The sequence below is a fragment of the Hymenobacter sp. genome (assembly GCF_036388155.1).
Classification (GTDB): Bacteria; Bacteroidota; Bacteroidia; order Cytophagales; family Hymenobacteraceae; genus Hymenobacter.
Genome location: NZ_DASVSI010000129.1, coordinates 22,500 through 48,960 on the forward strand (window position 1 = coordinate 22,500; position 26,461 = coordinate 48,960).

Here is a 26,461-nt window from a genome sequence, read left to right on the forward strand (position 1 = left end):
GCGTTAAAGAGTGGTGGTGCCGGGTGCGGCAAAGGATGTTTCAGTTCGTGGCTGGCGGGGTTTCCAGTTCTTGAGCGCCTCATGGGTTTGCCAGTCGGCGTAGGTGCGGCCCTGCCAGTCGGGGTATTGCTCGTATTGGCGAAGCCACCGGTTGATTTCCTGGTCGAGCTGCCGTTGGGCCTGGTAGGCACTGATGAGCGTGGGGGTGCCGTATTCGGTATCTGCCGAGAGCTCGGCGGCGTGGTCGAGTAGCGCGCGGCGGGCCAGCAGCGTGGGCAGCGCGCGGCCGGGCATGTCGAGCAAGAAGCCGATGTCGACCTTGCGGAAGCGCGGCTGCAGGTTGTACTGCGCTATCCACACTTCCCAATTGCCGGCCGCCAGCAGGAGCAGCACCGCGTACACGGCCAGCGAGTTGAGGCGAATGAGGCTGTAAGCCGAGCGCCGCTGCCAGATTTTGAGCAGCACCGTGACCAGCCCGAAAAACGTCAGCAGCAGGAAAAAGCACACCCCGATGCGCTTGTAGGCCAAGCCGCTGTTCAAAATGTAGTAGTAGTTGCGCAGCCCCACCGACGCCGCCAGCACCGCGTTTTGCAGCACCCACACCGTGGCGCCCCACCGCAGCCACGGCAGGCCCGGCGCGTAGAAATTGAGGTTGCGGCGGAAAAACCACAGCACAATGCCCATGGCCAGCAGGATGCTGAAGATGAGCACATACGTCCCTTCGTGCACAAACTGCGCAAGGTCGAAGCCGGGCGCGGGCACAAAGCCAAACCACAGCCAGTTGATATCAATGATGTTCACAACCAGGAGCAGCGCATTGACCAGCCCAAAGACGGCCACCGCGGCAATGAACTCCTTGCGCAAGTCGAGCGCCCGGGTCGTTTTCCAGCCAAAGTCGGGGCGCCGCACCCCGAAGGAGGCCACCCGGTCCCGCTGACGGCGCACAAATTCTCCAAAGCGCGACTCGTGGTCGGCGAAGAAATGCACCGGCACGGCCACCACAATGCCCGCCGTGACCACAAAACCCAATAATAGAAAGAAGAAGTGGGCCAGCGAAATGGCCGGCAGCAGGCGCACCAACCACTCGCCCAGCCAGGCAAAAGCCCGGCTGCTTAGGCTGGCGTACACGGGGTTGGCCACCACAAACAGGCCATGAAACGCTACCAAAATCACCAGCGGCACCAGGAACAGGCGGCCGTAAAACCAGCCGCGCCGCACGCCCGCACCGGTGTAGCGGGGCGCGCGCAAGCTGCGCACCACCCGCGGGCAAGCCTGCACCGCGCTATTGAGCGCCGTGAGCAGCGCGTACAGCACCAGCTTGAGGTGAGGCTGGTTTACGTAGCCCAGCATCAGCAGCACCGAAGCCGTGCAAGCCAGCACCGCCGCACCCGAGCCATACACGGCCACCATGCCCGCACTAAACAAACTGCCGCCTACCATCAGCCAAAAGAGGCCCGAGCGCCGCGCGGCCGCATGGCGCGGCAGCAGCACTAGTTGCGCCACCACCACAAACACCGTAAATACCAGCACGTTTGGCCCGCCTCCCTCCCGCCAGAAAAGCCAGTCGAATAACACCACGCCCAATAGCAGCAGCACGTGCTGGGCGGTGGTGAGCGGGGTTGCGGCGGGTTTGGCAACGGTGGCGGGGGCCGAGCCCAGCGCACGGCCCAAAGGCCAGGTTTGTGAAGATTCCATATTATTTAAAAGTACTCTGTGATACAAAGTTTGAAAACAAAAAAAGGGGCGCCTGCGCAGCACAGGGCGGCTGGGGTACTATCCGCTGAACGACGGCGCCGTTGGCCTGCTGCATTTGCTCGAGGCGGGCATACTCGGCCGCAATGGTGTGGCTGAAGCGCCCCAGCCCATACCCGCCGGCCCGGAAAGTGCGGTGGCTCGCCGCGTACACCACCAGCGCGGTACCGGCCATCAGCCCGCGGTAGAACTGCTGCCACAGCCAAGTGCTCAGTCGGCCCCGGTCCCGGCCCCACCGCTGAATGGCCAAGCAATGGAAAGCAAGGTGCATTTCCTCGTCGTGCAGAATGCGGTGGCATATCTGCCGCAGCAGCCCCGAGAGTGTGGCCTGGCGCAAGGCGCGGTAGTACACCGCCGCCACTACCTCGGCCGTCAGTATCACCCGCACCATGTGCTCTAGGCCCAGCGGCCGGCCCAGGCTGCGGAAAACTTCGTGGAGCCAATGCGTTTCGAGACGTGGAATACCCTGCTGGTCCATGAACTGCCCCAGCATAGCGGCGTGGCCCTCCTCTTCCTGAATGAACAGCTGCATGGCCGCCGCGTAGTCGGGCTCGCTCCATTTGGTGGCCAGCGCCATCAGGTGGTCGCCGCCGGTGCCCTCACCGCGCTGGAAAGTTTGCAGGGAGGTGCTCACGGCGCGGACCTCCGCAGGCGAAAGGCGGTACAGGTCGTACCAGCTCAGGTCGGCCAGTTGGGCGCCGTTGGCTTCGAAGTAGGTTTTGACATCGGTGAAGGTCATGTCAGTTATCTGGGTCCGTTGTGTTTGTAATTCAACATATAAGTAGTCAAAACACCATTGGCCCACTCAAACCAAAAGCCAAAGCCAAAAGCATCACTCCCAGAAAACACAGCTGAAATAATACCAGAGCTATAAACCAGACTGTTGCCAGTCCAGTGAATTTGTTGGGTTCGGTATTGGATGCTCGTAGTAACCGCCAACCACTTGCCACTGCTTTTTGCCATATCAGCCAATGCGCGAGCAGGAGGCTGATGGCAACTAATAATGCCGTCACGTCAGTATCTAATCTCAAAAACAGCTTACCACCAACGACAACAAGCCCCATCCAGCCTCCTAAGCTGCTTAACACCCAGCAGAGGCTACTTATTAACCAATCAGTGTATGTCAGAGGCTTAGCTAAAGGATTTTTCATTATCACTATGAGGTGTTTTTGATTTCTAAACTTGTAAGTAATCTCACCGCTGAAGCACCGGCAGCGGCATTAGCATCTCGGAGTCCCCCGCTGGCTGAGACAAGGGGTCGATAGTGGCATTTCCATCCTTGCCGCGCACCTTGCTCAGGATGGCTTCCAGCAGCGGGCGCATCGAGTCGAGGTGGCGCGACTTTATCATGAAATTCCAGAGCGGCTCGAATTTTTTCCAGCCGCCAGCGTAGGCGAAGTGCTTGAGCTGGTGGCGCAGCGTGTCGTGCACCAGGCTGGCTTTGGTGATGTTGGTCCAGGAATAAAAGTCGCGGTAGGCCCGGTCGTACCCGTCTTTCAGTTGGCGGGCGGTGAGGTGCGGGCCGGGCTGGCACACCACGGTGCGGGTATCGTACTCGTTCCAGCGGCGGTGGAGCAGGCGGCCCTGGGCCTCCATTTGCTGGAAAAGGGCCGTGCCAGGATAGGGCGTGGCAATGTGGAAAGTGGACGTGGTGATGCCCTGGCCCACGGCCCAGTCCACGGTGCGCTGGAACACGTCGGGCCGGTCGTCGTCGAGCCCAAACACAAAGCTGCCGTTCACCATGATGCCTAAATCGTGCAGCCGCTGCATGGCCGCGGCGTAGTCACGGCCCAGGTTCTGAGGCTTGTTGCTGGCTCTCAAATTCACCGGGCTCAGCGTTTCGAAGCCCACAAACAGGCTGCGCAAGCCGGCTTGGGCAGCTTTTTCCAGCAGGCCATTATTCCGCAAGATGCTGTCGACGGTGGCCGCGCCCTGAAACAGCCGGCCCATGCCGCGCATGCCCTCAAACAGCCCCGTGGCAAAGCGGGTGTGCCCCAGCAAATGGTCATCGAGGAAATAGAGGTGGCGCCCCGGTAACCGGTCAATTTCGGCCAGGGCGTCGTCCACGGTCTGCGTGTAAAAACCCTTTCCGCCCTGGAAAAAGGCGTCTTTGTAGCAGAAGTCGCAGTGGTGCGGGCAGCCGCGCGTCACCACAATGGAGTTGGGCACGAGGTAGCGCTCCCGCTTAATCAGGTCACGCCGAATGGGCGGAATGCCCACCAGCGTTCGCCCCGCACCCGACACGTAACGCGGCCGCGCACGCCCCGTCTGCCAGTCCTTCAGAAACTCCGGAAATATTTCCTCGCCGGGCCCTAGGAAGATGCTATCGGCGTGCGGGGCGGCTTCGTCGGGAAGGCTGGTCACGTGCAAGCCGCCCAGGCACACGTAGGCGCCACGGGCGCGATAGTGGTCAGCCAGCGCGTAGGCGCGGTACGCATTGGTGATGTAGACCTGGATGATGACGAGGTCGGGCTCGTCGTCCAGATGTAGCGTTTCTACGTGCTCATCCTGCATGTCGGCCTCCCAGTGCGCGGGCAGGTAAGCCGCCAGCGTGGCCAGCCCCAACGGCGGAAACAGCGAGTACTTGATGGGCCGCCAGTACGGGCTGGTGGCTTCGGTCAGGGCCGGGAGAATGAGCTTTACTTTCATCTTAAAGAACTTTGTAATTCAAAGTAAATAGGCAAAAAAGAGAGGCTTTATCAGATGTCTCGTATAGTTAATTGAAGCTGACGGCTTCCATCGGAGGCGCGGCCACCCTACCGTACGCGATGAAGGGCTTTGCCCGCGGGTATGCGACCCGGATGAGGCCGTCGTTGAGATTGCAGTGAAAGCGACCAACGTGAAACCGCGTGTAGGAACGCCGGGTAAGGGGCTGGAAAAAGTAATTGTCGTAAAACACCACGGCGCCCGGCGTCCGACGGATGTAGAGCAAATCGAAGGCGTAGTACAGGCCCCAGTCGGTGCGACGAGCAATGTAAAAGGGCCCAGCCTCTGCCTGATGCCGGAAAGTTATGCCCGGCTTGTTTAGCCGGAGAGCCTGCTGAACCTCGGGGTGCTGCAGCAAGGCTCCCGCGTCAAAGCGCAGGGTGTCGCCGCGGCCGTCGCAGTAATAGTCCAGCAATTCCGCTACCTGCGGGTACACAACCTGTCCACCCAACTGCAACGTGCCATAGAGCAGCCGCAGGCCCAGCTTATCGGCGGCGGTGGACTGGCCCGCCAAGGCCCGGCTTTCCACGCCGTTCAGCACGCGCTGCGTCAGGCCGAAGTCACCAACGGCAACCAGGATTCCGGCCCCGGCCAGCACCGCCACCAGCGCTCCGGCCAACCGGTGTAGCCAGCGGCGCGAGTGCTTAGGAGCGGGAGCAAGCAGTAACATGAATGCGAAAAATGTGAAATGGATACCCTTTACCCGGCCCTCTCCTACCCTCGCAGCAGCTTCTCCAGTGTCGCCAGGTGTTGCTGAAAAGCCACTTTGCCGGCTTCGGTGGCGGCGTAGGTAGTGTTGGGTTTTTTGCCAATGAATTGCTTGCTCACCGCCACGTACTCGGCTTTTTCGAGCGCGGCGACGTGGCTGGCCAGGTTGCCGTCGGTAAGGTCGAGGGCTTCCTTGAGGTCGTTGAAGCTCACCGATTCGTTGGCCATCAGCACGGCCATTACGCCCAGCCGCACGCGGTGGTCAAATGCCTTGTTGAGGGTATGAATGAGGTGCTTCACGCAGAGACGTTGGGTTTGGCTGCTACACCGGCCACGCGCGGCCGTTCGTAGCGGTTGTACATCACCAGCCCATAACCGATGTGGCCGAGGCCGAAACCCAGCGCAAAGAAAAGCAGGCCCCAGTCGGGCAGCAGCATGCACACCAAGCCCAGGCCAATTTGGGTGAGGCCCAGCCAGCGAATTTCGTCCAAAGTGTATTTGCTGGCATTGAGCAACGCCAGGCCGTAGAACACCAATAGGCCGGGCACCACCATGGCCACGTCGCCGCCCAAGTACAGCCGCAAGCAGAACAGCCCGCCTGCCACCAGCGGCACGGCCAGCGCCACGGCCAGTCGCCGGCCTGGGGCACTCCACAGCTTTTGGCCGCCTTGGTGGGTGCGCCGCCGGGTAAAGAAAAAGGCCACCAACAGCGTCAGCGTAATCATGGAACCGGCTAAAAATAACAGCGCGGGCAATTCCGCCTCTCTCGCCTCGGCCGAGGCGTGGAGCATACGCTGATACCCCCCGGCCGCGTACCCACTTTCCTCTTGAAAGGCGCTCTCCAACAGCCGCATGCTAAAGGCCGACCCAAGCAAGGCCACCACCCCCGCCCCTATTCCGCTCAGGCCGGATAGCGACAAGAACCGAGAACTGCGGTCCATGATGGCGCGGATTTCGGTGAGTTGGGCAAGCGGGTCGGGGTTGGCGGGCTTCATAATTATCGAAGTGCTTTGTGACGCAAAGTTAATTAGAAAAATTGCCTCAGCTATACATTTTTAGTTGACAAGAAAAAAAGTTCTTCCCAAAAATAGAAAGTGGCTTCAGCGACTCTAGCCGTTCATTTCAGCACTCTTCGTCCGAAACATCGAACGCAACGAGCAATGCCATTCGTCGGAGCACCTTTTGGCCCGAAATCAAATTGGGAAAGCTGTTCTCATAAATATAATTTATCAAACCATAAAACCAGCCATTTACAAGGCCCCGTATATTTTTTTAACCGGTATAAAACGAGCTTTCACCTGGCATAATCATTCATTCACCGGCACTTTCCGCTACTTACCTTATTTTACCCTCACCTCTTTTTTTGCACTATGAAGTTTACTTACACTCCCGACATCGCCACTTCTCGTCCTTCTGCCTTGGCTCGCACTTTTGGTGTGTGGCTGCTAAGCAACGTGGGTGGCACGGCTTTACTTACTCTGGACTTTAACTACAAATACCCATCTGACTTGTCCGTTCCGCTGATGATAGGCCTTTTGGTGGCCCTGATGTCGTTGGCGTGCGTGCCTCTGGCGTGGCCCTTCTTCGCATATGCCCAGCGCGCCTGCACCGGTTGGCAGTGCCGACTGCTCGTATTGGTGGGCGTGCTTGTGGTATTCGCCGTGGCCAACCTCTCGTTGCTGTATTTGCTGCCCATTGGTCCTATTAGCAGCTTGTTAGGTTTTTCGCAGCCCTATTTGGGGACGGCAATAATGGCCATTGCGTGGCTGTACCGGCCTCGCCAGATGGCGATGCAGCTGTCGACGATACAGCCGGTGCCGTCTGCCATTCTGCACAGGCTGGGCTGGCGCAAAGTCACCCCGGCGCTGGTGCGCTAACGGACGTGCCTCGTGGCGGCTATCAGGCCGTGTTTAGTCAGAAGCAATGGCGTTTGCCGATGCTTTTGCGTATCCTAGGCCATGCGTCTACGGCTTCGGCTATTTGAATTTGAAGATTTGCCCTGGTTTCCGGCCGTCATCCGCGCCGGGATGATGGACTACTTGCGGTTCATGATTTCAACCATGGGCATATATAAGCCCATTGCGCCGCTGCTGGCCGAAGCTTTGCGCCGCACTGGCCAAACCGCCATCCTGGAACTGGGCGCCGGAGCGGGCGGCGGCACCGAAACCGTGCTGGCCGCCCTGCGCACGCACGGCCAACCCCAGGCCACTATCCTTCTCACCGACCTTTATCCCCAGTCCGCCGCCTGGGCCGACATCGCCCAGCGCACTCACGGGGCCATCGGCTACGAAGCCTCGGGCGTGAACGCGCTGGCGGTACCAGCGCACTTAAAGGGATTCAGGACCATTTTTTCGGCGTTTCACCACTTCTCGCCCGACGCAGCCGAGGCTCTGCTGCGCGACGCCGTGCGCGCCGGCACCGGCATTGGCGTGTTCGAGGGGGCGGGCAAGCACTGGGGGGAACTCCTGCTGGCCTGGACAGTGCTGCCCGTGGCGCAGCTGCTGCTCACGCCGTTTTACCGGCCGTTTCGGCTCAGCCGGCTTTTTTTTACCTACCTCGTGCCGCTCATTCCGCTTTGCACCATTTGGGACGGGACCGTATCCTTGCTGCGCATGTATTCAACCGCCGAACTGCTGGCGTTGGCGCAGCGAGCCGACCCCACTGGAAGCTTTGAGTGGCAGGCGGGCAAGGTGCGCCATTGGTGGGGCCCGGAGGTAACCTACTTGGTGGGCAGGCCAAAACAGTGAGCCTCTTGCACGGCCCGCTTGTTAGCTAACCGCTCCCCTTCGCTGATACTGCTCAGCCAAGTACGTCATGGCCGGGCCATTTGTGTGGTTTTACTTATCTTTCAGCACGCATTAATGATATAGTCAAAACCGGAAATCTATTAACTTATAACATGCATTACTAAATAAATTTATTCTCTTACTCACCTTTATTATTTTCAACCAATGCATTAATTCAAATTTTTCTCTAATCTAATGAAAAAAAAATTAGCTTTTATAAGTGCTGGCTTAGGCAATATTTCCAGAGGCTTTGAAATTTCTGCTGCTACTTGGGTGGAAGAACTCAAGCAATTGCCTCAATTTGATGTCCGTTTGTTTTCAGGAGCTAAATATCAAGATGCAACTCCCGTCTGGAATTTACCCAGAAATGGAAACGTAGCTAAGCTTCTGAGAAAAATCAACTTTATTAAGGATGGCTGCAGGCTGGAGCGAATTACTTACGGCTTAGGATTTTTATCTCACGTTCTGACATACCGCCCCGATGTAATATGGCTTCAGGAAGGGACCATAGGAGATATTCTTTTATCCTTCAGGAAAGTATTTGGGTTGTCTTATAAATTGGTTTTCTGCGACGGAGCCCCCATTGGTTATCACCTGGCAAAACAATTCGATTACCTAATTTTTCTGCACGATTACGCTAGAGAAGAAGCACTATTGGCAGGTGCCGACCTCGAGAAGTGCATTGTTATTCCTCACTTGTCGCTGTTTCCAACAACTGAAATCGACAAAACAACTGCAAAAGCTTCCCTGGGGCTTAATCCGCAGAAGCTGGTTATAATATGCGTTGCCGCTTGGAACAAGCACCACAAACGCGTTGATTATCTGCTTCGGGAAACAGCAAAATTAGGTCCGGATGTAACGCTGCTATTATGCGGCCAAGAAGAGAAAGAATCTGATGAGTTGAAAGCGGAAGCCGCTCAACTAGGACTAGACGTGCAGTGGCGGACGCTGAATCAGAAAGAGCTATCGGTGGCTTATCGGGCTGCCGATTTTTTTGTATTACCAAGCTTGCACGAGGGCCTGGGTGTGGTATTGATAGAAGCAGGTGCACATTCATTGCCGATAATTTCTCATCCGCACCAAGGCGCTAGGTATATATTAGGAGAAAATTACTTTGGGCTTGCTGACTTATCCGAGGAAGGAAATTTTGCGCGTCAGGCCCAAGCCCTTCTCCAGCGCGGTCCATTGCCTGAGCAGGGCGCAGAAACCTTTGAAATAATTGATAGTAAATTCAACAAAAAAATACTAATAGAAAGATTCGTGAAATTTATTGACATGATTTGCAAAAAATAAAAATACCCGTAGCTCTTGTAAACTCAACCTTACTTTTCTTGAATGATGTAGCCGCCTACCGCCGGGCCCTGCCGCTGCTCCGCATCCCCTTTTCGGTGTACCTCATGCCCGTTTTCTGGTTTGGGCTGAGTGCGTTGCGCGGGCCTTGGAGCGGCCCACGCGCGGCGGGCGTGTTCGTAGTGCTGCACTTGTTGGCGTACCCTGCTTCCAATGGATATAACTCTTACTACGACCGCGACGAAGGCAGCATCGGGGGCTTAAAGGCGCCGCCCAAAGTCACGCCGGAACTGCTGCACTTGGTTTGGCTTTTCGATGCGTTGGCCGTGGGCGGTGCCCTGCTTCTATCGTGGCAGTTCGCGGCGCTGGTAACCGTGTATTTGCTGGTGTCGAAAGCCTACAGCTACGAGGGCATCAGGTTGAAGAAATACCCGCTGGTGAGCACGCTGGTCGTAGTGGTGTTCCAAGGAGCCTTCACGTTTTTGATGACGCAGGTAGGCGCAGGAGCTACTTCCGCACAGTTGTTCGAGAACACCAACTTGCTGCTGGCGCTGGTGAGCACGCTGTTTTTGTGCGGCTCCTACCCCCTCACGCAGGTGTATCAGCACGAAGAGGACGCCCGGCGCGGCGACCGTACCCTGAGCTTGCGGCTGGGCATTCGGGGCACGTTTGTGTTTGCGGCGGTGGGGCTGCTGGCCGGCGCAGCCGCGCTGAGCCTGGCGTACTGGCTGCGGCAGGAACTGCGGCCGCTGCTGCTGTTTCTGGTGGCCACGGGGCCGGTGGTGGTGCTGTTTAGCCGGTGGGCCTGGCTGGTGTGGCACGACGAATCTGCTGCCAATTTTGAGCACACCATGCGCATGAACCAGGTTTCGTCGTTGTGCCTGAGCGCGGCGTTCATGGCCATGCTGCTATGGCGGTAGCGAAGCCGGCCATCGAAAAGCGGTAACTTGAATGGCTCGCCGCCGCGTAAAACAGCTGTTTCACCCTACTACCCTTCGGACCTATGCGTTGTTCCTGGCTTGCTCTCTTGCCGCTGCTTGCGGCCTGCAACTCCACTCCTTCGGCCGTACACGAAGGCACGGTTGCGCGCATCACCGACAAAACGCCAAAGGATTCTTCGGCCTTGCCCCCGCCCGACACCTCCCGTACCAAAGCCGTGTCGGCCAGGAGCGACACCCTGCGGGTAGTGCGGGAAAAACGCCATTTCACCAGTAACCAAGGGCTGCCCGATGCCTTTCAATTGGTTTTTCGAGGTCCTTCAATTTTGGAAGGCACTGGCGAGTTCACCATCACCAGCGCCGACGGCGACGTCATTTTTCGGGAGATGCTCACCGAGCCCGACCTGGAAGCGTCGCTGGTGTACGAGATGAAAACGCCCACCGCCACCCGTGCCGAACGCGAGACGTTTGTGCTACGGCGTATAGACCGGTTTTTCGTGCCTTCCCAGTTTCGCACCCCTGCCATCGACGCAAAGGCTACTTTCCCTACCGGAATTGAAAACCTGGACCGGACCGCCTGGAACGACCTCAAGCAGCGGCCCGACGCCATCGGCTTTGAATACCTGAAGGGCAAGGAGGACCGCCAACGCATTGCGTGGTCGCCGCTCAAAAAACAGGTGGTGCGGGTGCAGTAATGCCTCCTACGCGCCTTCTTGCTGCAGCAACTGCTCCAAGCCGGCTCGCAGCTGTTGGTAGGGCTGGTAGCCGCGGGCCAGCACGTAGCCCTGCTCCCCAATGCGCACAATGGCCGTGGGCAAGCCCTCGACGCCAATGCGAGCTACGGCGGCAAACTCCTGCTGGGTGGCACGGGCCGTCTCCGGCGCAGCCCAGCGCCGCTGAAACTCGACCACATCCACTCCAAACGGTAGCAGTAGCTCGTTGTAGGCAGTGGGATTGTTCAGGTCCTGCCCGTCTCGAAACAGCGCGGCTTGCACAGCGTGAGCAAAAGCCACGGTGCGGGCGGGGTCCTGCGTAATCTGGCGGAAGGCGGTAATGGCCCGGCTCGGCGGTTCGGAATTGTAGGTGTACTCGCCGGCGGCCCCCAATTCGCGGAATGCTGCGCCGAACTCAACGCCGGTGGTGCGCTCAACGTCGCCGAGGGCCTGCTTGAGGTAGTCCCAGGTCTCGGCAATGGGGCCGACGTCCTCGCCCGTCACCATGCCGCCGCACAGCACCGACACGTCCACGCGGCCCGCAAAATCTTGCTGGAGTTGGTTGATGTTCGGGCTCATGCCATAGCACCATCCGCACAGCGGGTCGTGGATGTAGAGCAGTTCGGGCAGATTGGCGGGCGTGGTTTCCATAAGCAGGTGGCAAAATAACCGCATGATTTGCGGGCGGCGGCCGAAACCTTCTTTGGCTTCCGAGAAAAATCTTCAAATTGCCTAGCCACTTGCTACTTGCCTCATGCAAACCTCTACTCCGGCAGTTCCGCACATTGCCCCGGCAGTGCCCATCTCCGCAGCCGAGGCTCCTACCTGCGCCAGCTGCGGCACGTCCCTGGCCGGCGCATATTGCCACGAGTGCGGCGAAAAGCGCCTCCATCGCCACGACTACGCCCTCAAGCACTTTCTCGAACATGCCGTCGACACTGTCACGCACTTCGACTTGCGCGTGCTCCGCGACCTGTGGCACCAGCTCCGACGGCCCGGTTTTTTGGCGGCCGAGTGGCTGCACGGACGGCGCGTGCGGCATGCCCCGCCCGTGCAGTTGTTTTTGATTACCAACCTCCTGTTTTATCTGGCCGCCGGGGCATCGCATTTCAGCACTTTCGAAACCCAGTTGCGCTTCCACTTCAGCAGCAACAATTTCTACGGCCGGTTTGCCTACCGCCTTGTGCAGGAACACCTGAGCAAAACCGGCTTGTCGTTAGAGGCTTTTGCGCAGCGTTTCGACGGGCTCACCCACGGCTACTCCAAAAGCTTGGTGTTTCTGTTCATTCCCCTGCTAGTGGGGCCGCTGTGGCTGCTTTTCTACCGGCAGCGGCGCTACTTTGTGGAATGGCTAACCCTGGCCACTTACCTGTTTGCCGGCATACTGCTGGTATACGGAGTAATGGGCCTGCTCATGCTAGGGCTTCGTTGGTCGTCTCTTCTCCTGCCGGCCCTCAACCATGACGGCGTTGTCTCTTTACTGATGGTCACCCTCACCACAGTTTATGTAGCCGCATTTGTGCGCAGGGCGTTTCTGAGCCAGTCGTGGCCGCTGCGGTGGGGCAAAGCGTTGGCTTTTACTTTCAGCTTCGCAGTGGCGCTGATGATTCCCTACCGTTTTATGCTATTTATGGTGTGCTACGGGCCGCGAAGTAGTATGTGGCTACGTTGCTACGCTTGTAAGGGCATTCATAAAAAAAGCCCCGTTGCATTGCTGCGACGGGGCTTTTGCTTAACGTTAGTGGAACAGCTTACCCGTTCATCGATATCAAGAACTCTTCGTTGTCCTTGGTACCTTTGATGCGGTCCTTCAGGAATTCCATGGCTTCGGTGGCGGTCATGTCGGCCATGAACTTGCGAAGTACCCACACGCGGTTCAGCTCGTCCTTGCTCATCAGCAGGTCTTCGCGGCGAGTGCCGGAAGCCGGAATGTCGATGGCCGGGAACACGCGCTTGTTGGCCAGCTTGCGGTCGAGCTGCAGTTCCATGTTGCCGGTGCCCTTGAATTCTTCGAAGATAACCTCGTCCATTTTGGAGCCGGTTTCAATCAGGGCCGTGGCAATGATGGTGAGCGAACCGCCGCCTTCCACGTTGCGGGCCGCGCCGAAGAAGCGCTTAGGCTTTTGCAAAGCGCCCGCATCGATACCACCCGACAGGATGCGCGACGAGCTGGGCTGCACCGTGTTGTAAGCGCGGGCAAGGCGGGTGATGGAGTCGAGCAGAATCACCACGTCGTGGCCGCACTCCACGAGGCGCCGAGCCTTATCGAGGGCCATTTCGGCAATTTTCACGTGGCGGTCGGCCGTCTCGTCGAAGGTCGAGCTGAGCACTTCGGCCTTCACCGTGCGCGCCATGTCGGTTACTTCCTCGGGGCGCTCGTCGATGAGCAGCACCATCAGGTACACTTCGGGGTGGTTCTCGGCAATGGAGTTGGCCACTTCCTGCAGCAGCACCGTCTTACCGGTTTTGGGCTGAGCCACGATGAGGCCCCGCTGCCCTTTGCCGATGGGCGCAAACAAGTCGAGCACGCGGGTGCTGATTTGCGTGGGCTTGGTGGTCAGTTTGAGCTTGGAATCAGCAAACAGCGGCGTGAGGTGGCTAAACGGAACCCGGTCGCGGACTTCCTCCACGGTGCGGCCGTTCATGCTTTCCACGCCCACCAAGGCAAAATACTTCTCGCCCTCGCGCGGCGGCCGAATAGTGGCCACTACCGTATCGCCGGCTTTCATGGCGTACTGCTTCACCTGCTGAGGCGACACGTACACGTCGTCGGGCGAGGACAGGTAGTTGTAGTAAGGCGAGCGCAGGAAGCCGTAGCCGCCGTCGGGCATCAGCTCGAAGGTGCCGCCGCCGGGCACCACCAAGTCCAGGTCCTGCCGCGGGGGGCGGGCCGGCTGCTGGTTTTGGGGCTGGTCGGTGCGGGGCGTGCCGTCGGGGTTGAGGGCGCGCTGCTGCCGCTGCTGGTCGCGCAGGGCGTAGCGCTCCTCGCGGGTCAGGTTCCGGTTGTCGCGGTCCTGGCGCTCGGGGCGGTCTTGGCCGTTGCGCTCTTGCCCATTGCGGGGCTGGTCGTTGCGCGGTTCGCGGGGCTCACGCGGTTGGTCGTTGCGGGGCTCCCGGTTCTCGCGGGGCTGGTCGTTTCGGTTTTCACGGGGCTGGTCCTGGCGCAGGGCCCGGGGCTCGCGGTTGTCGCGCACTTCCCGGTTGTCGCGCTCAAACCGGTCGGCGCGGTTTTCGCGGCGGTCAGCAAAGCCATTCCCGCCAAATTCGCGGCGGTTTTCACGGTTACCCTCACGGGTTTCAGCGCCGTTTTCGCTGGGGTTTGCAGCCGCCTCCGCAGCAGCGGCTTCGGCCGCAGCTTTTTCGGCGGCCATCTCGGCGGCGCGCTGCTCGGTTATGGGGCGGCCGGCGCGGTCTACCCGCTCGCGGCGCTCCCGGCGCTCGGGGCGGGGCTGGTTCGCATCGAGCTGTTGCTCGGTGCCGTTAATCTGCTGGTCAGCGCTGGGCGCAGCATCGGCGGCCGGCTCGGTAGGCGCGGGCGCTTCCACTGGCTCATTGGCTAACGCAGCGCCAGTTGCGTCAGAGGCGGGCACCAGGGCTAGTCCTTCGAGCGGGTCCAGAATTTCGACTGTTGCCTCGGGCGCGGCTTTGGCCGCGGGAGCTTCACGGCGCGGTTCGCGCGGCTCACGGGCAGGGCGGCTGGTTTGCGCCTTGGCCGCGGGCGGGGCCACGTCAGAAAAAGGTTGTTCGGCAGTGCTGGGGGCGGGGCGCCGGCCCGCGGCTTTGCGAGGGGCAGCCGGAGCAGTAGCCACGGCGGCAGCAGCAGGTGCGGGAGTTGCAAGCGCGGCAGTGGGCTGCTCGGCGGGACTTGGCATCAGGGCCTGCTGGTCTAGGATTTTATAAATCAAATCCTGTTTGCTGAGCCTTTTGAAATTGCCCACGTTCAGTTGCTCGGCAATTTCTTTGAGGTCGGACAGCAGGCGGTCCTTCAACTCGTTAATGGTGTGCATAAAGGGAATAAGGGGAGAACAATCGGCTTGAGCGAGGGGGAGCTGGCGCCAGCAATAGGCCCGCGAGGGGCTCAAAAGGCCAGCTATGGCACGGAAGCGGCAAAACCGCGGTATAGCATTCGCAGGGTACGCGGGCTATGAAATAATAGCAGCGCGCGGCGCGCAATGAATAGACAAGAAGTTAGGTGCAGAATGGGCCGCTGGGGATTCAGCAAAAGACGGGCCGAAGGCGAACACTGGGGTCCACTGGCCCGGCTACGGCGGCCGGTTGCTAGCGCAATGTTAGCGCATTACGAACAAACCGCCAAATCGGATATCCTCTACTGTGACTTTAAACACGGGAGACTTGAAAATAAGTTGCGACCGGTGGGCCGGACTTGTGTAATTAGCCGGCGGTGAGGTCCTTTTTATTCCGACCTTTGCCCCGTTCTCCCAATCGCATCCCATGCTGCAACTTTCCGTTCTCCGCGACCAAACCGACTTTGTACTGGCCGGCTTGGCCAAAAAACACTACCCCACCGGCCCAGCCGACGTGGCCGCCATCCTGGAACTGGACCAACGCCGCCGCTCCCTCCAAACCAGCCACGACGCCGCCCAAGCCGAAGCCAACGAATTGGCCCGCCAAATCGGAGGCCTGATGAAAGCCGGTGACAAAGCCGGCGCCGAAGCCCTCAAAGTCCGCACCGCCGAACTCAAGCAGCACACGCAGGCCGCCGCCGCCGAACTGGCGCAGGTGGAGGAAGGCCAGAAACAATTACTCTTTAAGCTGCCCAACCTGCCCCATGCCAGCGTGCCCCAGGGCCGCTCGGCCCAAGATAACGAGGTGGTGCACGAACACGGCACCAAGCCGGAGCTAGGCCCCACCGCCCAGCCGCACTGGGACCTGATTAAGAAGTACGACATCATCGACTTTGAGCTGGGCAATAAAATCACGGGTGCCGGCTTCCCGGTGTACAAGAACCAAGGCGCCCGGCTTCAGCGGGCGCTTATCAACTTCTTTTTGGACGAAGCCCGAGCAGCGGGCTACACCGAAATGCAGCCGCCTATTCTGGTGAACGAGGCCAGTGGCTACGGCACCGGCCAGCTGCCCGACAAGGAGGGCCAGATGTACCACGACGCCAAGGATGACCTGTACCTCATTCCCACGGCTGAGGTGCCGCTAACCAATATTTACCGGGACGAAATCATTGCTCTGGATAAACTGCCGGTGCGTATAACTGGCCATACACCCTGCTTCCGCCGCGAAGCCGGCTCCTGGGGCGCCGACGTGCGCGGCCTCAACCGCCTGCACCAGTTCGACAAGGTGGAGATTGTACAAATCACCGAACCGGAGCACAGCTACGCTGCTCTCGACACCATGGTGGCGCACATTGAAGGCCTGCTGCAAAAGCTGGAACTCCCCTACCGCGTGCTGCGCCTCTGCGGCGGCGATATGGGCTTCACCAGCGCCCTCACCTACGATTTAGAAGTGTGGAGCGCGGCCCAGGGTCGTTGGCTGGAAGTAAGCTCGGCTTCGAACTTCGAAACTTACCAAGCCAACCGCCTCAAGTGCCGCTACCGGGCCGACGGTGGCAAAACCCAGCTACTGCACACGCTGAACGGTTCGGCCCTGGCGCTGCCGCGCATCGTGGCCGCGCTGCTAGAAAACAACCAGACGCCGGAGGGCATCAACCTGCCCGCGGTGCTGCACAGCTACTGCGGATTCAGTAAGATTGGCTAAGCGCGTATTAGTCACAAAAAAAGCTCAGTTGATTGCTCAGCTGGGCTTTTTTTCGTGGCTTTAATATTCTGCCATGTCCTCGTCCACATAGCACCAGAGCCAACGCTCGCCGGGCTCGGCGGAGGCGATGACGGGGTGTTTGGTTGCCATGTAATGCCGGGTGGCGTGCTTATTCTTAGAATTGTCGCAACAGCCGATGTGGCCGCATTCCTGGCACGCGCGCAAGTGCACCCAATCATCGCCGAGTGCGACGCATTCGGGGCAAACGTATTCGGCAGCGGGCGTGAGCTGCGTGAGCGCGGCGAGGTGCTGACAAGGTTCTGGCATGGTGGGAAGCCGGGTGAGGGGACAAGGCACTCCCAAATGCAACGGCAGCAAAAGGGCGGCCCCAACCGCAGTTGGGGCCGCCCTTTTGCTGCCACTAGCCTGTGCTTATAAATTAGGACTTGGGAGTATAAGGAAATTTCTTGGAGGCGTTACGCATCAGCGCGTCCACGATGGTTTCGGGCGAGCTGAACACCGAGCCAGCAGCCACGTAATCGTACTTCCACAGCAAGTTGCCAGCACCGCCTTCATGAATGTTTACGGTGATGTTGGCTTGGTTGGTAGCACCCCAGGCGCCAGCAATGAGGCCAACGGCAACGGCCGCGCCGTCGCTCATGGGCTTGCTGGTGCGCACGCTGGTGGTCAGCACGGCGTCAACGCCCAAGATTTTGGCTAATTCCTGGGGCGTGCGGCTGCGCAGCTGGTCCATGGGAATGCCGCTTTCGCGCAGGCGAGCATCGGTCTGGCGCACGTCCTGGAAGCTCACGGTGTAGCCGCGCTGCTGGCCGCGGCGCAACAACCACGCGTAGATTTTTTCCTGGAAGTCCACACCGCTTTTGGCCTCCATGTCGTGCTGCTGGGCAGCGGAGGTGTTTTTGGCTTGGTTGGGGCGCAACTGCATGGTTACGTCGGCCGGCAGAATGGCCACCACTTTGTGCGAGGGGGCATAGGTCCGGAAATCCTTAGCCAAATAAATAGTTGGCCCGCACGCAGTGAGCAGCAAGGCAGCAAAGACCACAACAGCGGTGGTCCGAAGAGTAGAAAGACGCATACAGCGATTCGAAAAAGGTGAAAAAGAAATTGCATTAAGCCGGCTTAGAGGCTTACAAATATAGCATCTTTTCTGCTTTATCGGCCGTCACGGGTCGGCGGTAATTCCAAATTCAGCGCTTGGTCGCGCATGCACTTGAAATGGCCTTGCGGGCATTTCTCAAACCCAATCTTGGAACACGGGCGGCACGGCAAGCCGGGCACCTCCAGCACCCGAAAATCGGTGCGGTAGGGGTACATCCCAAAGGCCGGGACGGTATTGCCCCACACGCTGAAAATTTCCTTGCCGAACGCAGCCGCGATGTGCATCAGGCCCGTGTCGTGGCTCACCACGAACTGCGCTTGGCGCAGCAGCGAGGCCGACTGATGCAGTGAATAGCGCCCGCAGCCGTTGTGTATCAACGTCTGAGGAGCCTGACGGTCCGCCGACTTGGCGGGGAAACGGTAAGGGTCGTCGGGAATGGTGGCCGCGGGCGTGGCCCGGGCAACATTCGCTCCAAACGCCTGCTCGATGACGTGGCCGATGCTTTCGTCCTCGGGCCCGCCGAGCAGCACGATGGGCCGGGCCAGCTTGGCGCACAGCTCAATCAGCTTTTCAACGGGCAGGCGCTTGGTGGCGTGCTGGGCACCGATGGCCACGGCCACGTAGCCCCGCTGAAACGGCGCTGGGAGTGTGGTCAACTCAACTTCTTGGCCAGCTGGAATGAAATAGTCGAGCCCCTGCCGGTCGTCTTTAAGGCCCAGCGCGGCGCCGGTTTCGAGGTAGCGCTGCACGATGTGCACCCGCGGTAGTTTGTCAATTTTGAAGTTGACCAGCAACCATTTTTGCCAATTCAGCTTGTCGAAGCTGCTGGCCGGCACGCCGAGCCGTAGCTTGAGCAAGCGGGTGCGCAGGTTGTTGTGCAGGTCGATGATGTAGTCGAACCGCTCAGCTTTCAGGGCCTGCACCAACTCGCCCAGACTGCCGGTGAGGCAGTGCACTTTGGCGATGTAAGGGTTGGGTTCCAGCAGGCTCCGGTAGGCTGGCTTGGTGGCATAGTGCACCTCCGCCCCCGCTACCTGCTGGGCTAGGGCGCGCACCACCGGCGTGGTGAGCACGATGTCGCCGATGGAGGAGAAGCGGAGAACGAGAATTTTCATGCAATGCCGGTAGAACGTCCAAACTCCCCTCCTCAGCCGAGGAGGGGATGTTCGAACCGAAGGTTCGGACGGGAGTGGTTGAGTTGTTGAACAACGCCGGAACGATTTCGTGTCAAAGACCCAGACGCCCGCAACCACCCCAGTTGCCGCGCGCGGCAAACTCCCCTCCCTGATAAGGAGGGGAGTTTGCTGTTCAACTACTCGAACAACGACTTCTTGTATTCTAATGGGGGCGTGATGTTGGCTTTCCGCGCTTCAAAGTACGCCGCGGCTTCGTCCGCCGACTTAGCGTTGAAGGTCATTTCCTTAGTCAACAGCCCCTTGCGGCCCATGAGCACGCCGTAGCGCATGTCGGCGTAGCCGTCGGTATGGTGGGCGTCGGGGTTGATGCTGAGCTGTACGCCTTGGTCGAGGGCGTAGCGCACCCAGCGCCAGTCGAGGTCGAGGCGCCAGGGGTTGGCATTGATTTCGATGATTACCTGGTGCTTGGCGCAGGCGTCGATGACGGCTTTGTAGTCGATGGGGTAGCCTTGGCGGCGCAGCAGCAGGCGGCCGGTGGGGTGCCCCAGCATGGTGGTGTAGGGGTTTTCGATGGCGCGCAGCAGGCGGTCGGTGGCTTTGCGCTCATCCATTTTCAAGTTGGAATGCACCGAGGCCACGATGAAGTCGAAGCTGGCCAGCACATCGGGCGCGTAGTCCAGCGAGCCATCGCCGAGGATGTCGCTTTCGATGCCCTTGAAAATGCGGAACGGGGCCAATTCCGCGTTCAGCTTGTCGATTTCCTGCTGCTGCTGGCGCACCCGCTCCGGGCCGAGGCCGTTGGCGTAGTGCGCGGCCTGGCTGTGGTCGCAAATGCCGAGGTACTCATAGCCGTGGTCGCGCAGCCAGGTGGCCATTTCGCGCAGGCTGTGGTTGCCGTCGGAATAGGTGCTGTGGTTGTGAAGGGAGCCGCGCAGGTCGCCATCTTGGAGCAGGCGGGGCAGCTTTTTATCGGCGGCCAGGGCAATTTCGCCTAGCCCTTCGCGCAGTTCAGGCACCACGAATTGCAGGCCGGCTTTCTCATAAAGCGCCTCTTCCTGCTGAAATTGTTCGCGGCGCGCCCACTGGCGCAAGGTGGCCGGTGCGCCACCGCCGTGCCCCTCCACGCCGGGCAGGGCTTCATCTAAATGTTCTTCGGCAGCCGAGTTTAGGAACACTTCCGTGGTGAAGGCCTCGGGAGACACGAGCAGCACTTCTACCTGCACGCCGGATTGGGTGGCAGTGCCACGCCACGCAAACGGGCCCGAACGGCGCAGGTCGGCGGTAAGGCCGTCCATTGAGTTCAGCAGTTCGTGGGCTTTCAGGGGCTGGTCGGTGGCGGCCACCACGCGCACGGTTTCCACGGTCTCGAGGCGGCGGCGGATTTCGCCAGTTACGGCCACTTTTTCGGTTTTTAGGGCGTCGCGCAGGCGCTGGGCAATGTCTTCGGCTAGTTGTTCGGCCTGCGGGTAAAGCAGTTTGCCTTTGCTTTGGCCGGCAAATTCTAAGGCTTCGAGGATGGACTCTTGGGTCTTTTTGCCGAAGCCTTTCAGCTTGCTGACTTGGTCGCTTTCGGCGGCCTCGCGCAGCTGCTCCGTGCTTTCGATGCCCAGCTCACGCCACAGGCTGCGAATTTTTTTGGGCCCGATGCCTTTGATGCCCAGCATCTCGACCACGCCGGGTGGGGTGGCTTCGAGCAGGCGCTGCAGCTCGGAAAACGTGCCAGTATCGAGCAGCTCGGCCACTTTGGCGGCGGCGGTTTTGCTCAGGCCGGTGCGGTCGGGCAGGCCCGAGCGCTCAATTTCGGACACCGGAAAGCTCAAGGCGTCGAGGGCATTGGCTGTGCCTTCGATGGCGCGAATTTTAAAAGGGTTTTCGTCGTGCAGCTCCATCAGCTGGGCGGCCAGCTTGAAGGCGCGGGTCAGGGCGCGATTATCCACGGGGCAGGGGGTTTGTGGGAACGAATGTAGCGGTTGGGGAGACTTACGCGAGCGGCTGAACGGCGGCCATAACTGCCGGCATCGCGTACCAGCCTGATTAGCGCTACCTTTCCGCCCACCCACATTGCTAAGTTATTTCTATGAATACGCTTCGTTCGTTCACCCGGCTGCTTCCGTTGTCGTTGCTGCTGTTGTCGGCCACGTGCCAGCAGCGCAAGCCCGCCGTTGTCACCCCCACCGCCATGAAACAGATTGAAGGAACTTGGCTGGCCTCGCACGAGGAAACCAGCGGCGACACCCTGGTGTACCGCCCCAACACCTACAACTTCCCGCCGGCGCGGGGCCGCACGGGCTTTGCCATCAAGCCGTTCGGTCGGTTCGAGCAATTCGACATCGCCCCGACCGACGGCTTAGCTGGCCGCCCGGGCACGTGGACAGATGCCGGCGACAACCGCCTGCGCATCCACCTCACCGACGGCCAGGAACCCGACTACACCCTGGAAATCATTTCCGCAGAAAAGAAAGTATTGAAGGTAAAACGCTTGCAATAAGTCATTAAGCCACTTACTCTGTTAATATATTTCCTTTGCAGTGTGTAAACCAGCGGCTGGTGGGCATCTGATGCCTAAGCGGGCCGCTGGTTTGCATTCCTACTAGTCCGCATTCCCACCTATCATTTTCCTTACCCGTTGAAACATTGGCTCGTTAAATCCGAACCTGAAGCTTACTCTTGGGCCACTTTTGTGCAGGAAGACGGCACCGCCTGGACCGGCGTGCGCAACTACCAAGCCCGCAACAACCTGAACCTGATGCAGCCCGGCGACCTGGTACTGTTTTACCACAGCGTGAGCGAAAAAGCCGTGGTGGGCGTGGCCGAAGTGGCCGCCCTGGCCGCACCCGACGCCACGGCCGAAGCCGGCTCGCCGTGGGTGGCAGTGGCGTTGCGCCCGGTGCACCCGCTGCCCCAACCCGTGAGCCTGGCCCAGCTCAAAGCCGATGCCCGGTTGGCCGAACTGGCCCTGCTGCGCCAGTCGCGCCTGTCGGTGCTGCCGGTGCGGCCCGAAGAGTTTGACGCCGTGCTGGCGTTGAGCACGAAATAAAGGCCCTTGCAACGCGTAAACGGCTGCTGCGGTCGTAACTTTAGAGTAAACCTCACTGGTGAAAGTGGGTTTTGTAGTTGCTTTCTTCGCCACGCCCGGGCATGAACTTCCGCTTCCTTTCTCTACTGCTCTTGTTACTGGCGCTCACCGGGCCGCTGAATTTGCGCGCGCAAAAGCGCTCCAAGGATGCCCCGCCGCCGCCCAACGCGCCCCGGCAGGTGGCCCGCACCGAGCTGCCCCTCGAACCCGGCGAAAGCGAGGTGCACGTGCAGACCCTGCCGGCCGACAGCACAGTGGTCCTGCTTATTGGCCGCGACCGGCCCCTTTCCAGCAAAAACAACTTTGCCTTTCAGCAGTACGACCACACCCTGCGGCTGCGCAACGAACTGGCCCTGGAAGTGCCCGAAGAGTTTGACTTCACGCGCATGTGCTCCGAAGGCAACGTCGTGTTTGCCCTGTTCTCTTCGCGCAGCAAACCGGGCCGGTTGTGGGCAGCAGCTTACAATGGCCATCTGGGCGAGGTGCGCACCCAGCAGTACGAAAGCAAGCTGAGCAAGGAAGTGGTGGAGCTGAAAGCCGTGGACGGCCGCCTGTTTGCCACGGTGCTGCTCAACGACCAACTGCACGTGTCGGCCCTGTTGCTGGACCTGGCCACCGGCCAGATGCAGTACCTGTCGTCCATCTACGAGCCGCTGCCCACCCAGCTCACGTTTGTGGCCGATGCCGCCAGCCGTCGCGCCGAGTACGTGCTGAGCCAAACCAACGGCCGCAAGAGCCGCCTGTTACTCAAGCGCCTCACCGAACGCGGCCAGCTCGTCAGCTCTGAGTTTGTGCAAGCCGAGAGCGAGCGCAGCCTAATCACGGCCCAGCTTACGCCCCCGCAAGACACCACCGCCCGCTTGCTCATGGGCACGTACTCGTTGCGCAACCCCGCTTACGCGCAAGGCTTGTTCGCCACCGACCTGCGCACCGCCGCCAACGCGGGCATCAAGCCCCCGCTGCGCTTCTACGACTTCCTGCGCCTCAAGCACTTTTTCGACTACCTCAAGCCCCGGCGCCAGGCCCGCCTGCGCGAGCGCAACGAGCGCCGCGCGGCCCGCTCCGTGCCGCCGCTGCGGTGGCGCTACCGGCTGCTGCTGCACGAGCTGCTGCCCCAGCCCGACGGCGGCTACGTGCTGGTGGCCGAAGTGTACTACCCGCACTACCGCTACAACAGCTACAACAACTACATGGGGCCGTTCAACAACATCGGCAACCAGTTTGGGTCGGCCAACTACGGCAGCTCGCGCGTGTTCGACGGCTACCAAACCACCCACGCCCTAGTGTGCGGCTTCGACCGGGCCGGCACGCTGCTCTGGGACAACACCTTTGTGGTGGAGAACCTGCGCCGCTACGAGCTCGAAGAAGCCGTGCGCCTGCAAACCCTGCCCGACGGCCGCCTGGTGCTGGCCTACCTCGACGAAGAAAAGCTGCGCTACAAAATCATCAACCGGGCCGAGGCGGCGCCCAATGACCACGAGGTGCCGCTACAAACCGGTGTTAGCCCCGCTGCTGATACCACCGGCGCCAAGACCAGCGCCGTCCCCATTGAAAAAGTTACCAGCACGCAGCAGGCCGATATTCTGCCGTGGTTTGGCAGCCGCTTTGTGGCCATTGGCTACCAGCGGGTGCGCGCCGGCAACGGCCCTGACCGCGAAGTGTTTTTTCTCAACTCCATCGTTTTTTAGGGCGTGTCGTTAGCCGTTGCGGCTGGCGCCAGGCAACCGTGCCGAGGTGAGTATGCGTACAACGCACCCATCTTCTCGCCACCTTTGCCCCATGATTCTAAAACTTCGTTTCCCCGCCCTTTTCCTGTTTTTGCTGCTTGTAGGCTGCCGCGCCGGCGGTCCCGGCACGCCGGCCACCACCGTGGCATCCTTCTTCTCGAAATACGAAAAGCGCAGCGGTTTCAAAGCCACCGAGTGGTCGGCCGACTTGCTCCAACGTCTGGCCTTGGTGAAAGCCGCCAAGCTGCTGGGCGGCTCCAACCTCACCGATGCCATCACCGGCATCCGCTCGGCGCGGGTCATCAGCTTCACGCCCACCACTTCTTCGGCCCAGGAACTGGCCGCGCAAGGCTTGCGCGGCGAGGCCGAAGGAATACTTCGCAACAACAAGTACGAGCCGCTTTCCACGGCCGGGTTTGGCGGCAGCAACTACGCCATTTCCACTCGCGGCTCGGGCAGTAGCGTATCGGAGTTTGCCGCGCTGGGCACCCTGCCCGATGTAGCCGATTCGTTCGTGCTGGTGTCGGTGCAGGGAAATTTCACCCGCTCACAAGTAGAAGCCCTGAGTAAATACCTCCCCCAGATTGTGCAGGCAACCGCTCGTTAATGTGTTGATTTCTCGATGTGCTGATGTGCTGAAGGTATTCGCACAGTCGCTTTAAAAGAAAGGCCAGTTCCGTTCAGGAACTGGCCTTTTCATTTGGACAAACCCATGTGCCAGCACATCAGCACATTAAAGAATCAGCGCATTAGCGAGCCATCAACGCCTCAATCTCCTCAGCCTTTAGGGGAATGTCGGCCATCAGGTCCTCGTTGCCGTTGGCGGTGAGGAGGATGTCGTTTTCCAGGCGGATGCCCAGGCCCTCTTCGGGGATGTAGATGCCGGGCTCGCAGGTGTACACCATGCCCGCCTCGAAGGTGCGGTATTTGTAGCCCACGTCGTGCACGTCGAGTCCAAGGTAGTGGCTGGTACCGTGCATGAAATACTTCTTGTAGAGCGGCGCGGCGGGGTCTTGGTTCTTCACATCGGCGGCATTCAACAGGTCGAGCTTGATGAGTTCCTGCTCCATAAACTCGCCCACCTGGCGGTGGTATTCCTCGATTTCATTGCCGGGCACGAGGCGGGTTTTGGCGAAGTTCATCACAGCCAGCACGGCATCATACACCTGGCGCTGGCGGGCGGTGAATTTGCCATTCACGGGGATGCTGCGCGAAAGGTCGGCAGCGTAGTTGGCGTACTCGGCACCAAAGTCGAGCAGAATGACGTCGCCGTCCTGGCACTGGTTGTCGTTAGTGGTGTAGTGCAGCACGTTGGCGTTTTTGCCGCTGGCCACGATGCTGCCGTAGGCCGGGCCCCGGCTGCGGTTGCGCATGAATTCGTGCACGATTTCGGCTTCGATTTCGAACTCCCACACGCCCGGCTTCACAAAGCCCATCAACCGCCGAAACGCCTTGCCCGTGATGTCGCAGGCCTGGCGCATCACCCGAATTTCCTCGGCCGTCTTGATGGCGCGTAGGCGGTGCAGCAGCGGCGCCGCGCGGCGGTAGGTGTGCAGCGGGTACTGGCCCTGAATAGCTTTGATGAAGCGGGCGTCGCGCGTTTCTACTTCCACCACGGCCCGAATGTGCTCGTTCGAGTTCAGGTACACGTTCTCAGCCTCGTTCATCAGCGCGGGCAGCACCGACTTGAAGCTGTCGAGCCACATGATGGTGCCAATGCCGGAGTTCTGGCGGGCCTCGTCCTTGGTCAGCTTGTAGCCCTCCCAAATGAGAATGTGCTCCGACGTTTCCTTCAGGAACAGGATTTCGCGGTGCTGCGGCAGGCGCGCATCCGGAAACAGCACCAGGATGCTCTCCTCCTGGTCGACGCCGCTCAGGTAGAACAGGTCGTTGTTTTGCCGAAACGCCATGGTGCCGTCGGCGTTGGTGGGCATGATGTCGTTGGACTGGAAAATGGCCAGCGACGCCGGCGGCAGCAACTCGCGGAAACGGCGGCGGTTTTCAACAAAAAGCTCGGGAGCGAGGGGGGCGTAGCGCATGTGTAGCGGGGTTGGGAATGGGCGCGCAAGTTAGGCGAAGGGCCGCTGTTGCGCCGGCGCGGGCCACCAAAAAGCGGTAATCTCCGTGTTTTGACCATCTCCCGCCTTTGTCGCCACGCTAAAACGCACTGCCCTTGCTACCCACAACAAAAAGCCCCCGCCAAAAGGGCGAGGGCCTTTCGTTGCCTATATGACGTGACTTACATTTTTGGCTTCACCGACTTGGTGGTCGTCTTGTTGGTTTTGTAGCGCATGTCGGCCGTGCCGTCGGCTTTCATGGGGCCCGTAACGGTTTTGGTGCTGGCGGTTTTGTTGGTCGAATAGCGCATGTCGGGCGTGCCGTCGGCCTTCATTTTGGTGCTGGTCAAGGTCTTGGTCACGCCCGAGGGCGTGGTCATGGTGCTCGACTTGCTTGTGGTGGCCTCGCTCTTGGTCGACATCGACGACTTGGTCATGCCGGCCGGGTTGGTGCTCGACTTGGTGGTCGTGCGAGTAGCCGGGGCTTGGGCCGTGGTGGTTTCCGAGGAACTCGTGCTCGTTTTGGAAGTAGACGTGACGGTGGGCGTTTGGGCCAGAGTGACGGAGCCACCCAGCAGGCTCAGGGAAACGAGGAAACCGAGAATGCGCTTCATAAAATGTGGAAAATGAAAGGTGAAAGATGGAATATGGGTGAAGCATCGGGCTTCGCCGGGGCCGCCAATGTAGCCTTTTTTGCGAGTTTACGCGGCTGGGCCATTGGCAAC

General features: G+C 59.9%; 26 protein-coding genes. 11 read left to right on the top strand and 15 right to left on the bottom strand.

Going from position 1 to position 26,461, the window contains the following annotated elements; translation table 11 throughout:
- Positions 1-3 precede the first annotated feature (3 nt).
- The 7 genes from VF629_RS17925 to VF629_RS17955 all read right to left on the bottom strand — a co-directional run bounded on the left by VF629_RS17925 (position 4) and on the right by VF629_RS17955 (position 6,161).
- Entirely contained in the window at positions 4-1,695 is a 1,692-nt protein-coding gene (locus VF629_RS17925; RefSeq protein ID WP_331059870.1) for a DUF4173 domain-containing protein, read from the bottom strand.
- Position 1,696: 1 nt separating this feature from the next.
- Positions 1,697-2,491: a ferritin-like domain-containing protein gene (locus VF629_RS17930; RefSeq protein WP_331059871.1), complete on the bottom strand. Its 795-nt coding sequence runs from the start codon at positions 2,489-2,491 to the stop codon at positions 1,697-1,699.
- 46 nt (positions 2,492-2,537) lie between these two features.
- Complete coding sequence (locus tag VF629_RS17935; protein WP_331059872.1) at positions 2,538-2,903, bottom strand: hypothetical protein; 366 nt, start codon at positions 2,901-2,903, stop codon at positions 2,538-2,540.
- Positions 2,904-2,946: 43 nt separating this feature from the next.
- Entirely contained in the window at positions 2,947-4,401 is a 1,455-nt protein-coding gene (locus VF629_RS17940; RefSeq protein WP_331059873.1) for a B12-binding domain-containing radical SAM protein, read from the bottom strand.
- 67 nt (positions 4,402-4,468) lie between these two features.
- The gene (locus VF629_RS17945; RefSeq protein ID WP_331059874.1) at positions 4,469-5,128 is read right to left on the bottom strand and encodes a hypothetical protein; all 660 of its coding nucleotides are present in this window, start codon (positions 5,126-5,128) and stop codon (positions 4,469-4,471) included.
- 44 nt (positions 5,129-5,172) lie between these two features.
- Positions 5,173-5,466, bottom strand: coding sequence for a transcriptional regulator (locus VF629_RS17950; protein WP_331059875.1), 294 nt, complete (start codon positions 5,464-5,466; stop codon positions 5,173-5,175).
- Positions 5,463-6,161: a hypothetical protein gene (locus VF629_RS17955; protein WP_331059876.1), complete on the bottom strand. Its 699-nt coding sequence runs from the start codon at positions 6,159-6,161 to the stop codon at positions 5,463-5,465. Before VF629_RS17955 ends, VF629_RS17950 begins: the two co-directional genes overlap by 4 nt.
- Positions 6,162-6,536: 375 nt before the next feature.
- Between VF629_RS17955 and VF629_RS17960 the strand changes: the two genes are divergently transcribed.
- From VF629_RS17960 to VF629_RS17980, 5 genes are all read left to right on the top strand, one after another.
- Positions 6,537-7,043 carry a hypothetical protein gene (locus VF629_RS17960; protein ID WP_331059877.1) on the top strand — a complete coding sequence of 169 codons (507 nt, stop codon included), beginning with the start codon at positions 6,537-6,539 and terminating at the stop codon, positions 7,041-7,043.
- Between the two features lie 81 nt (positions 7,044-7,124).
- Entirely contained in the window at positions 7,125-7,913 is a 789-nt protein-coding gene (locus tag VF629_RS17965; protein ID WP_331059878.1) for a class I SAM-dependent methyltransferase, read from the top strand.
- 234 nt (positions 7,914-8,147) lie between these two features.
- The gene (locus VF629_RS17970) at positions 8,148-9,245 is read left to right on the top strand and encodes a glycosyltransferase family 4 protein (protein WP_331059879.1); all 1,098 of its coding nucleotides are present in this window, start codon (positions 8,148-8,150) and stop codon (positions 9,243-9,245) included.
- A 38-nt stretch (positions 9,246-9,283) separates the two neighbouring features.
- A complete protein-coding gene (locus tag VF629_RS17975; protein ID WP_331059880.1) occupies positions 9,284-10,162 on the top strand; it encodes a UbiA family prenyltransferase in 879 nt (292 codons plus the stop codon).
- Positions 10,163-10,245: 83 nt separating this feature from the next.
- Positions 10,246-10,875 carry a hypothetical protein gene (locus VF629_RS17980; protein WP_331059881.1) on the top strand — a complete coding sequence of 210 codons (630 nt, stop codon included), beginning with the start codon at positions 10,246-10,248 and terminating at the stop codon, positions 10,873-10,875.
- Between the two features lie 6 nt (positions 10,876-10,881).
- Here the strand turns inward: VF629_RS17980 and VF629_RS17985 are convergent, their stop codons facing one another.
- Complete coding sequence (locus VF629_RS17985; RefSeq protein ID WP_331059882.1) at positions 10,882-11,544, bottom strand: DsbA family protein; 663 nt, start codon at positions 11,542-11,544, stop codon at positions 10,882-10,884.
- 103 nt (positions 11,545-11,647) lie between these two features.
- Between VF629_RS17985 and VF629_RS17990 the strand changes: the two genes are divergently transcribed.
- Entirely contained in the window at positions 11,648-12,694 is a 1,047-nt protein-coding gene (locus tag VF629_RS17990; protein WP_331059883.1) for a DUF3667 domain-containing protein, read from the top strand.
- Here VF629_RS17990 and rho read toward each other — a convergent pair.
- Entirely contained in the window at positions 12,645-14,900 is a 2,256-nt protein-coding gene (gene rho, locus VF629_RS17995) for a transcription termination factor Rho (protein ID WP_331059884.1), read from the bottom strand. The two genes, VF629_RS17990 and rho, sit on opposite strands and share 50 nt — an antisense overlap.
- A gap of 445 nt (positions 14,901-15,345) precedes the next feature.
- Between rho and serS the strand changes: the two genes are divergently transcribed.
- Positions 15,346-16,620 (top strand): serine--tRNA ligase, encoded by a 1,275-nt coding sequence (gene serS / locus VF629_RS18000; RefSeq protein ID WP_331059885.1) that lies wholly within the window; start codon positions 15,346-15,348, stop codon positions 16,618-16,620.
- A 60-nt stretch (positions 16,621-16,680) separates the two neighbouring features.
- Here the strand turns inward: serS and VF629_RS18005 are convergent, their stop codons facing one another.
- From VF629_RS18005 to polX, 4 genes are all read right to left on the bottom strand, one after another.
- Complete coding sequence (locus VF629_RS18005; RefSeq protein WP_331059886.1) at positions 16,681-16,947, bottom strand: UBP-type zinc finger domain-containing protein; 267 nt, start codon at positions 16,945-16,947, stop codon at positions 16,681-16,683.
- Positions 16,948-17,059: 112 nt separating this feature from the next.
- Positions 17,060-17,716, bottom strand: coding sequence for a hypothetical protein (locus VF629_RS18010; RefSeq protein WP_331059887.1), 657 nt, complete (start codon positions 17,714-17,716; stop codon positions 17,060-17,062).
- A gap of 77 nt (positions 17,717-17,793) precedes the next feature.
- Complete coding sequence (locus tag VF629_RS18015; RefSeq protein ID WP_331059888.1) at positions 17,794-18,855, bottom strand: glycosyltransferase family 9 protein; 1,062 nt, start codon at positions 18,853-18,855, stop codon at positions 17,794-17,796.
- Positions 18,856-19,052: 197 nt separating this feature from the next.
- Positions 19,053-20,813 carry a DNA polymerase/3'-5' exonuclease PolX gene (gene polX / locus VF629_RS18020; RefSeq protein ID WP_331059889.1) on the bottom strand — a complete coding sequence of 587 codons (1,761 nt, stop codon included), beginning with the start codon at positions 20,811-20,813 and terminating at the stop codon, positions 19,053-19,055.
- Positions 20,814-20,953: 140 nt separating this feature from the next.
- Between polX and VF629_RS18025 the strand changes: the two genes are divergently transcribed.
- From VF629_RS18025 to VF629_RS18040, 4 genes are all read left to right on the top strand, one after another.
- Entirely contained in the window at positions 20,954-21,364 is a 411-nt protein-coding gene (locus VF629_RS18025) for a hypothetical protein (protein ID WP_331059890.1), read from the top strand.
- A 138-nt stretch (positions 21,365-21,502) separates the two neighbouring features.
- Positions 21,503-21,913 (top strand): EVE domain-containing protein, encoded by a 411-nt coding sequence (locus VF629_RS18030; protein ID WP_331059891.1) that lies wholly within the window; start codon positions 21,503-21,505, stop codon positions 21,911-21,913.
- A gap of 101 nt (positions 21,914-22,014) precedes the next feature.
- Complete coding sequence (locus VF629_RS18035) at positions 22,015-23,640, top strand: hypothetical protein (protein WP_331059892.1); 1,626 nt, start codon at positions 22,015-22,017, stop codon at positions 23,638-23,640.
- Positions 23,641-23,731: 91 nt separating this feature from the next.
- Positions 23,732-24,286: a DUF4252 domain-containing protein gene (locus VF629_RS18040; RefSeq protein ID WP_331059893.1), complete on the top strand. Its 555-nt coding sequence runs from the start codon at positions 23,732-23,734 to the stop codon at positions 24,284-24,286.
- Positions 24,287-24,428: 142 nt separating this feature from the next.
- On the opposite strand, the gene VF629_RS18045 is transcribed toward VF629_RS18040, so the two are convergent.
- Both VF629_RS18045 and VF629_RS18050 read right to left on the bottom strand, forming a co-directional pair.
- Entirely contained in the window at positions 24,429-25,718 is a 1,290-nt protein-coding gene (locus VF629_RS18045; RefSeq protein ID WP_331059894.1) for an aminopeptidase P N-terminal domain-containing protein, read from the bottom strand.
- 200 nt (positions 25,719-25,918) lie between these two features.
- Positions 25,919-26,350, bottom strand: coding sequence for a hypothetical protein (locus VF629_RS18050; RefSeq protein WP_331059895.1), 432 nt, complete (start codon positions 26,348-26,350; stop codon positions 25,919-25,921).
- Positions 26,351-26,461 lie beyond the last annotated feature (111 nt).

Bases quoted from the DNA above. Each gene is read 5' to 3' on its own strand.
- VF629_RS17925 (WP_331059870.1), bottom strand. From the start codon at position 1,695: ATGGAATCTTCACAAACCTGGCCTTTGGGCCGTGCGCTGGGCTCGGCC.
- VF629_RS17930 (WP_331059871.1), bottom strand. From the start codon at position 2,491: ATGACCTTCACCGATGTCAAAACCTACTTCGAAGCCAACGGCGCCCAA.
- VF629_RS17935 (WP_331059872.1), bottom strand. From the start codon at position 2,903: ATGAAAAATCCTTTAGCTAAGCCTCTGACATACACTGATTGGTTAATA.
- VF629_RS17940 (WP_331059873.1), bottom strand. From the start codon at position 4,401: ATGAAAGTAAAGCTCATTCTCCCGGCCCTGACCGAAGCCACCAGCCCG.
- VF629_RS17945 (WP_331059874.1), bottom strand. From the start codon at position 5,128: ATGTTACTGCTTGCTCCCGCTCCTAAGCACTCGCGCCGCTGGCTACAC.
- VF629_RS17955 (WP_331059876.1), bottom strand. From the start codon at position 6,161: ATGAAGCCCGCCAACCCCGACCCGCTTGCCCAACTCACCGAAATCCGC.
- VF629_RS17960 (WP_331059877.1), top strand. From the start codon at position 6,537: ATGAAGTTTACTTACACTCCCGACATCGCCACTTCTCGTCCTTCTGCC.
- VF629_RS17965 (WP_331059878.1), top strand. From the start codon at position 7,125: ATGCGTCTACGGCTTCGGCTATTTGAATTTGAAGATTTGCCCTGGTTT.
- VF629_RS17970 (WP_331059879.1), top strand. From the start codon at position 8,148: ATGAAAAAAAAATTAGCTTTTATAAGTGCTGGCTTAGGCAATATTTCC.
- VF629_RS17980 (WP_331059881.1), top strand. From the start codon at position 10,246: ATGCGTTGTTCCTGGCTTGCTCTCTTGCCGCTGCTTGCGGCCTGCAAC.
- VF629_RS17985 (WP_331059882.1), bottom strand. From the start codon at position 11,544: ATGGAAACCACGCCCGCCAATCTGCCCGAACTGCTCTACATCCACGAC.
- VF629_RS17990 (WP_331059883.1), top strand. From the start codon at position 11,648: ATGCAAACCTCTACTCCGGCAGTTCCGCACATTGCCCCGGCAGTGCCC.
- rho (WP_331059884.1), bottom strand. From the start codon at position 14,900: ATGCACACCATTAACGAGTTGAAGGACCGCCTGCTGTCCGACCTCAAA.
- serS (WP_331059885.1), top strand. From the start codon at position 15,346: ATGCTGCAACTTTCCGTTCTCCGCGACCAAACCGACTTTGTACTGGCC.
- VF629_RS18005 (WP_331059886.1), bottom strand. From the start codon at position 16,947: ATGCCAGAACCTTGTCAGCACCTCGCCGCGCTCACGCAGCTCACGCCC.
- VF629_RS18010 (WP_331059887.1), bottom strand. From the start codon at position 17,716: ATGCGTCTTTCTACTCTTCGGACCACCGCTGTTGTGGTCTTTGCTGCC.
- VF629_RS18015 (WP_331059888.1), bottom strand. From the start codon at position 18,855: ATGAAAATTCTCGTTCTCCGCTTCTCCTCCATCGGCGACATCGTGCTC.
- VF629_RS18025 (WP_331059890.1), top strand. From the start codon at position 20,954: ATGAATACGCTTCGTTCGTTCACCCGGCTGCTTCCGTTGTCGTTGCTG.
- VF629_RS18035 (WP_331059892.1), top strand. From the start codon at position 22,015: ATGAACTTCCGCTTCCTTTCTCTACTGCTCTTGTTACTGGCGCTCACC.
- VF629_RS18040 (WP_331059893.1), top strand. From the start codon at position 23,732: ATGATTCTAAAACTTCGTTTCCCCGCCCTTTTCCTGTTTTTGCTGCTT.
- VF629_RS18045 (WP_331059894.1), bottom strand. From the start codon at position 25,718: ATGCGCTACGCCCCCCTCGCTCCCGAGCTTTTTGTTGAAAACCGCCGC.
- VF629_RS18050 (WP_331059895.1), bottom strand. From the start codon at position 26,350: ATGAAGCGCATTCTCGGTTTCCTCGTTTCCCTGAGCCTGCTGGGTGGC.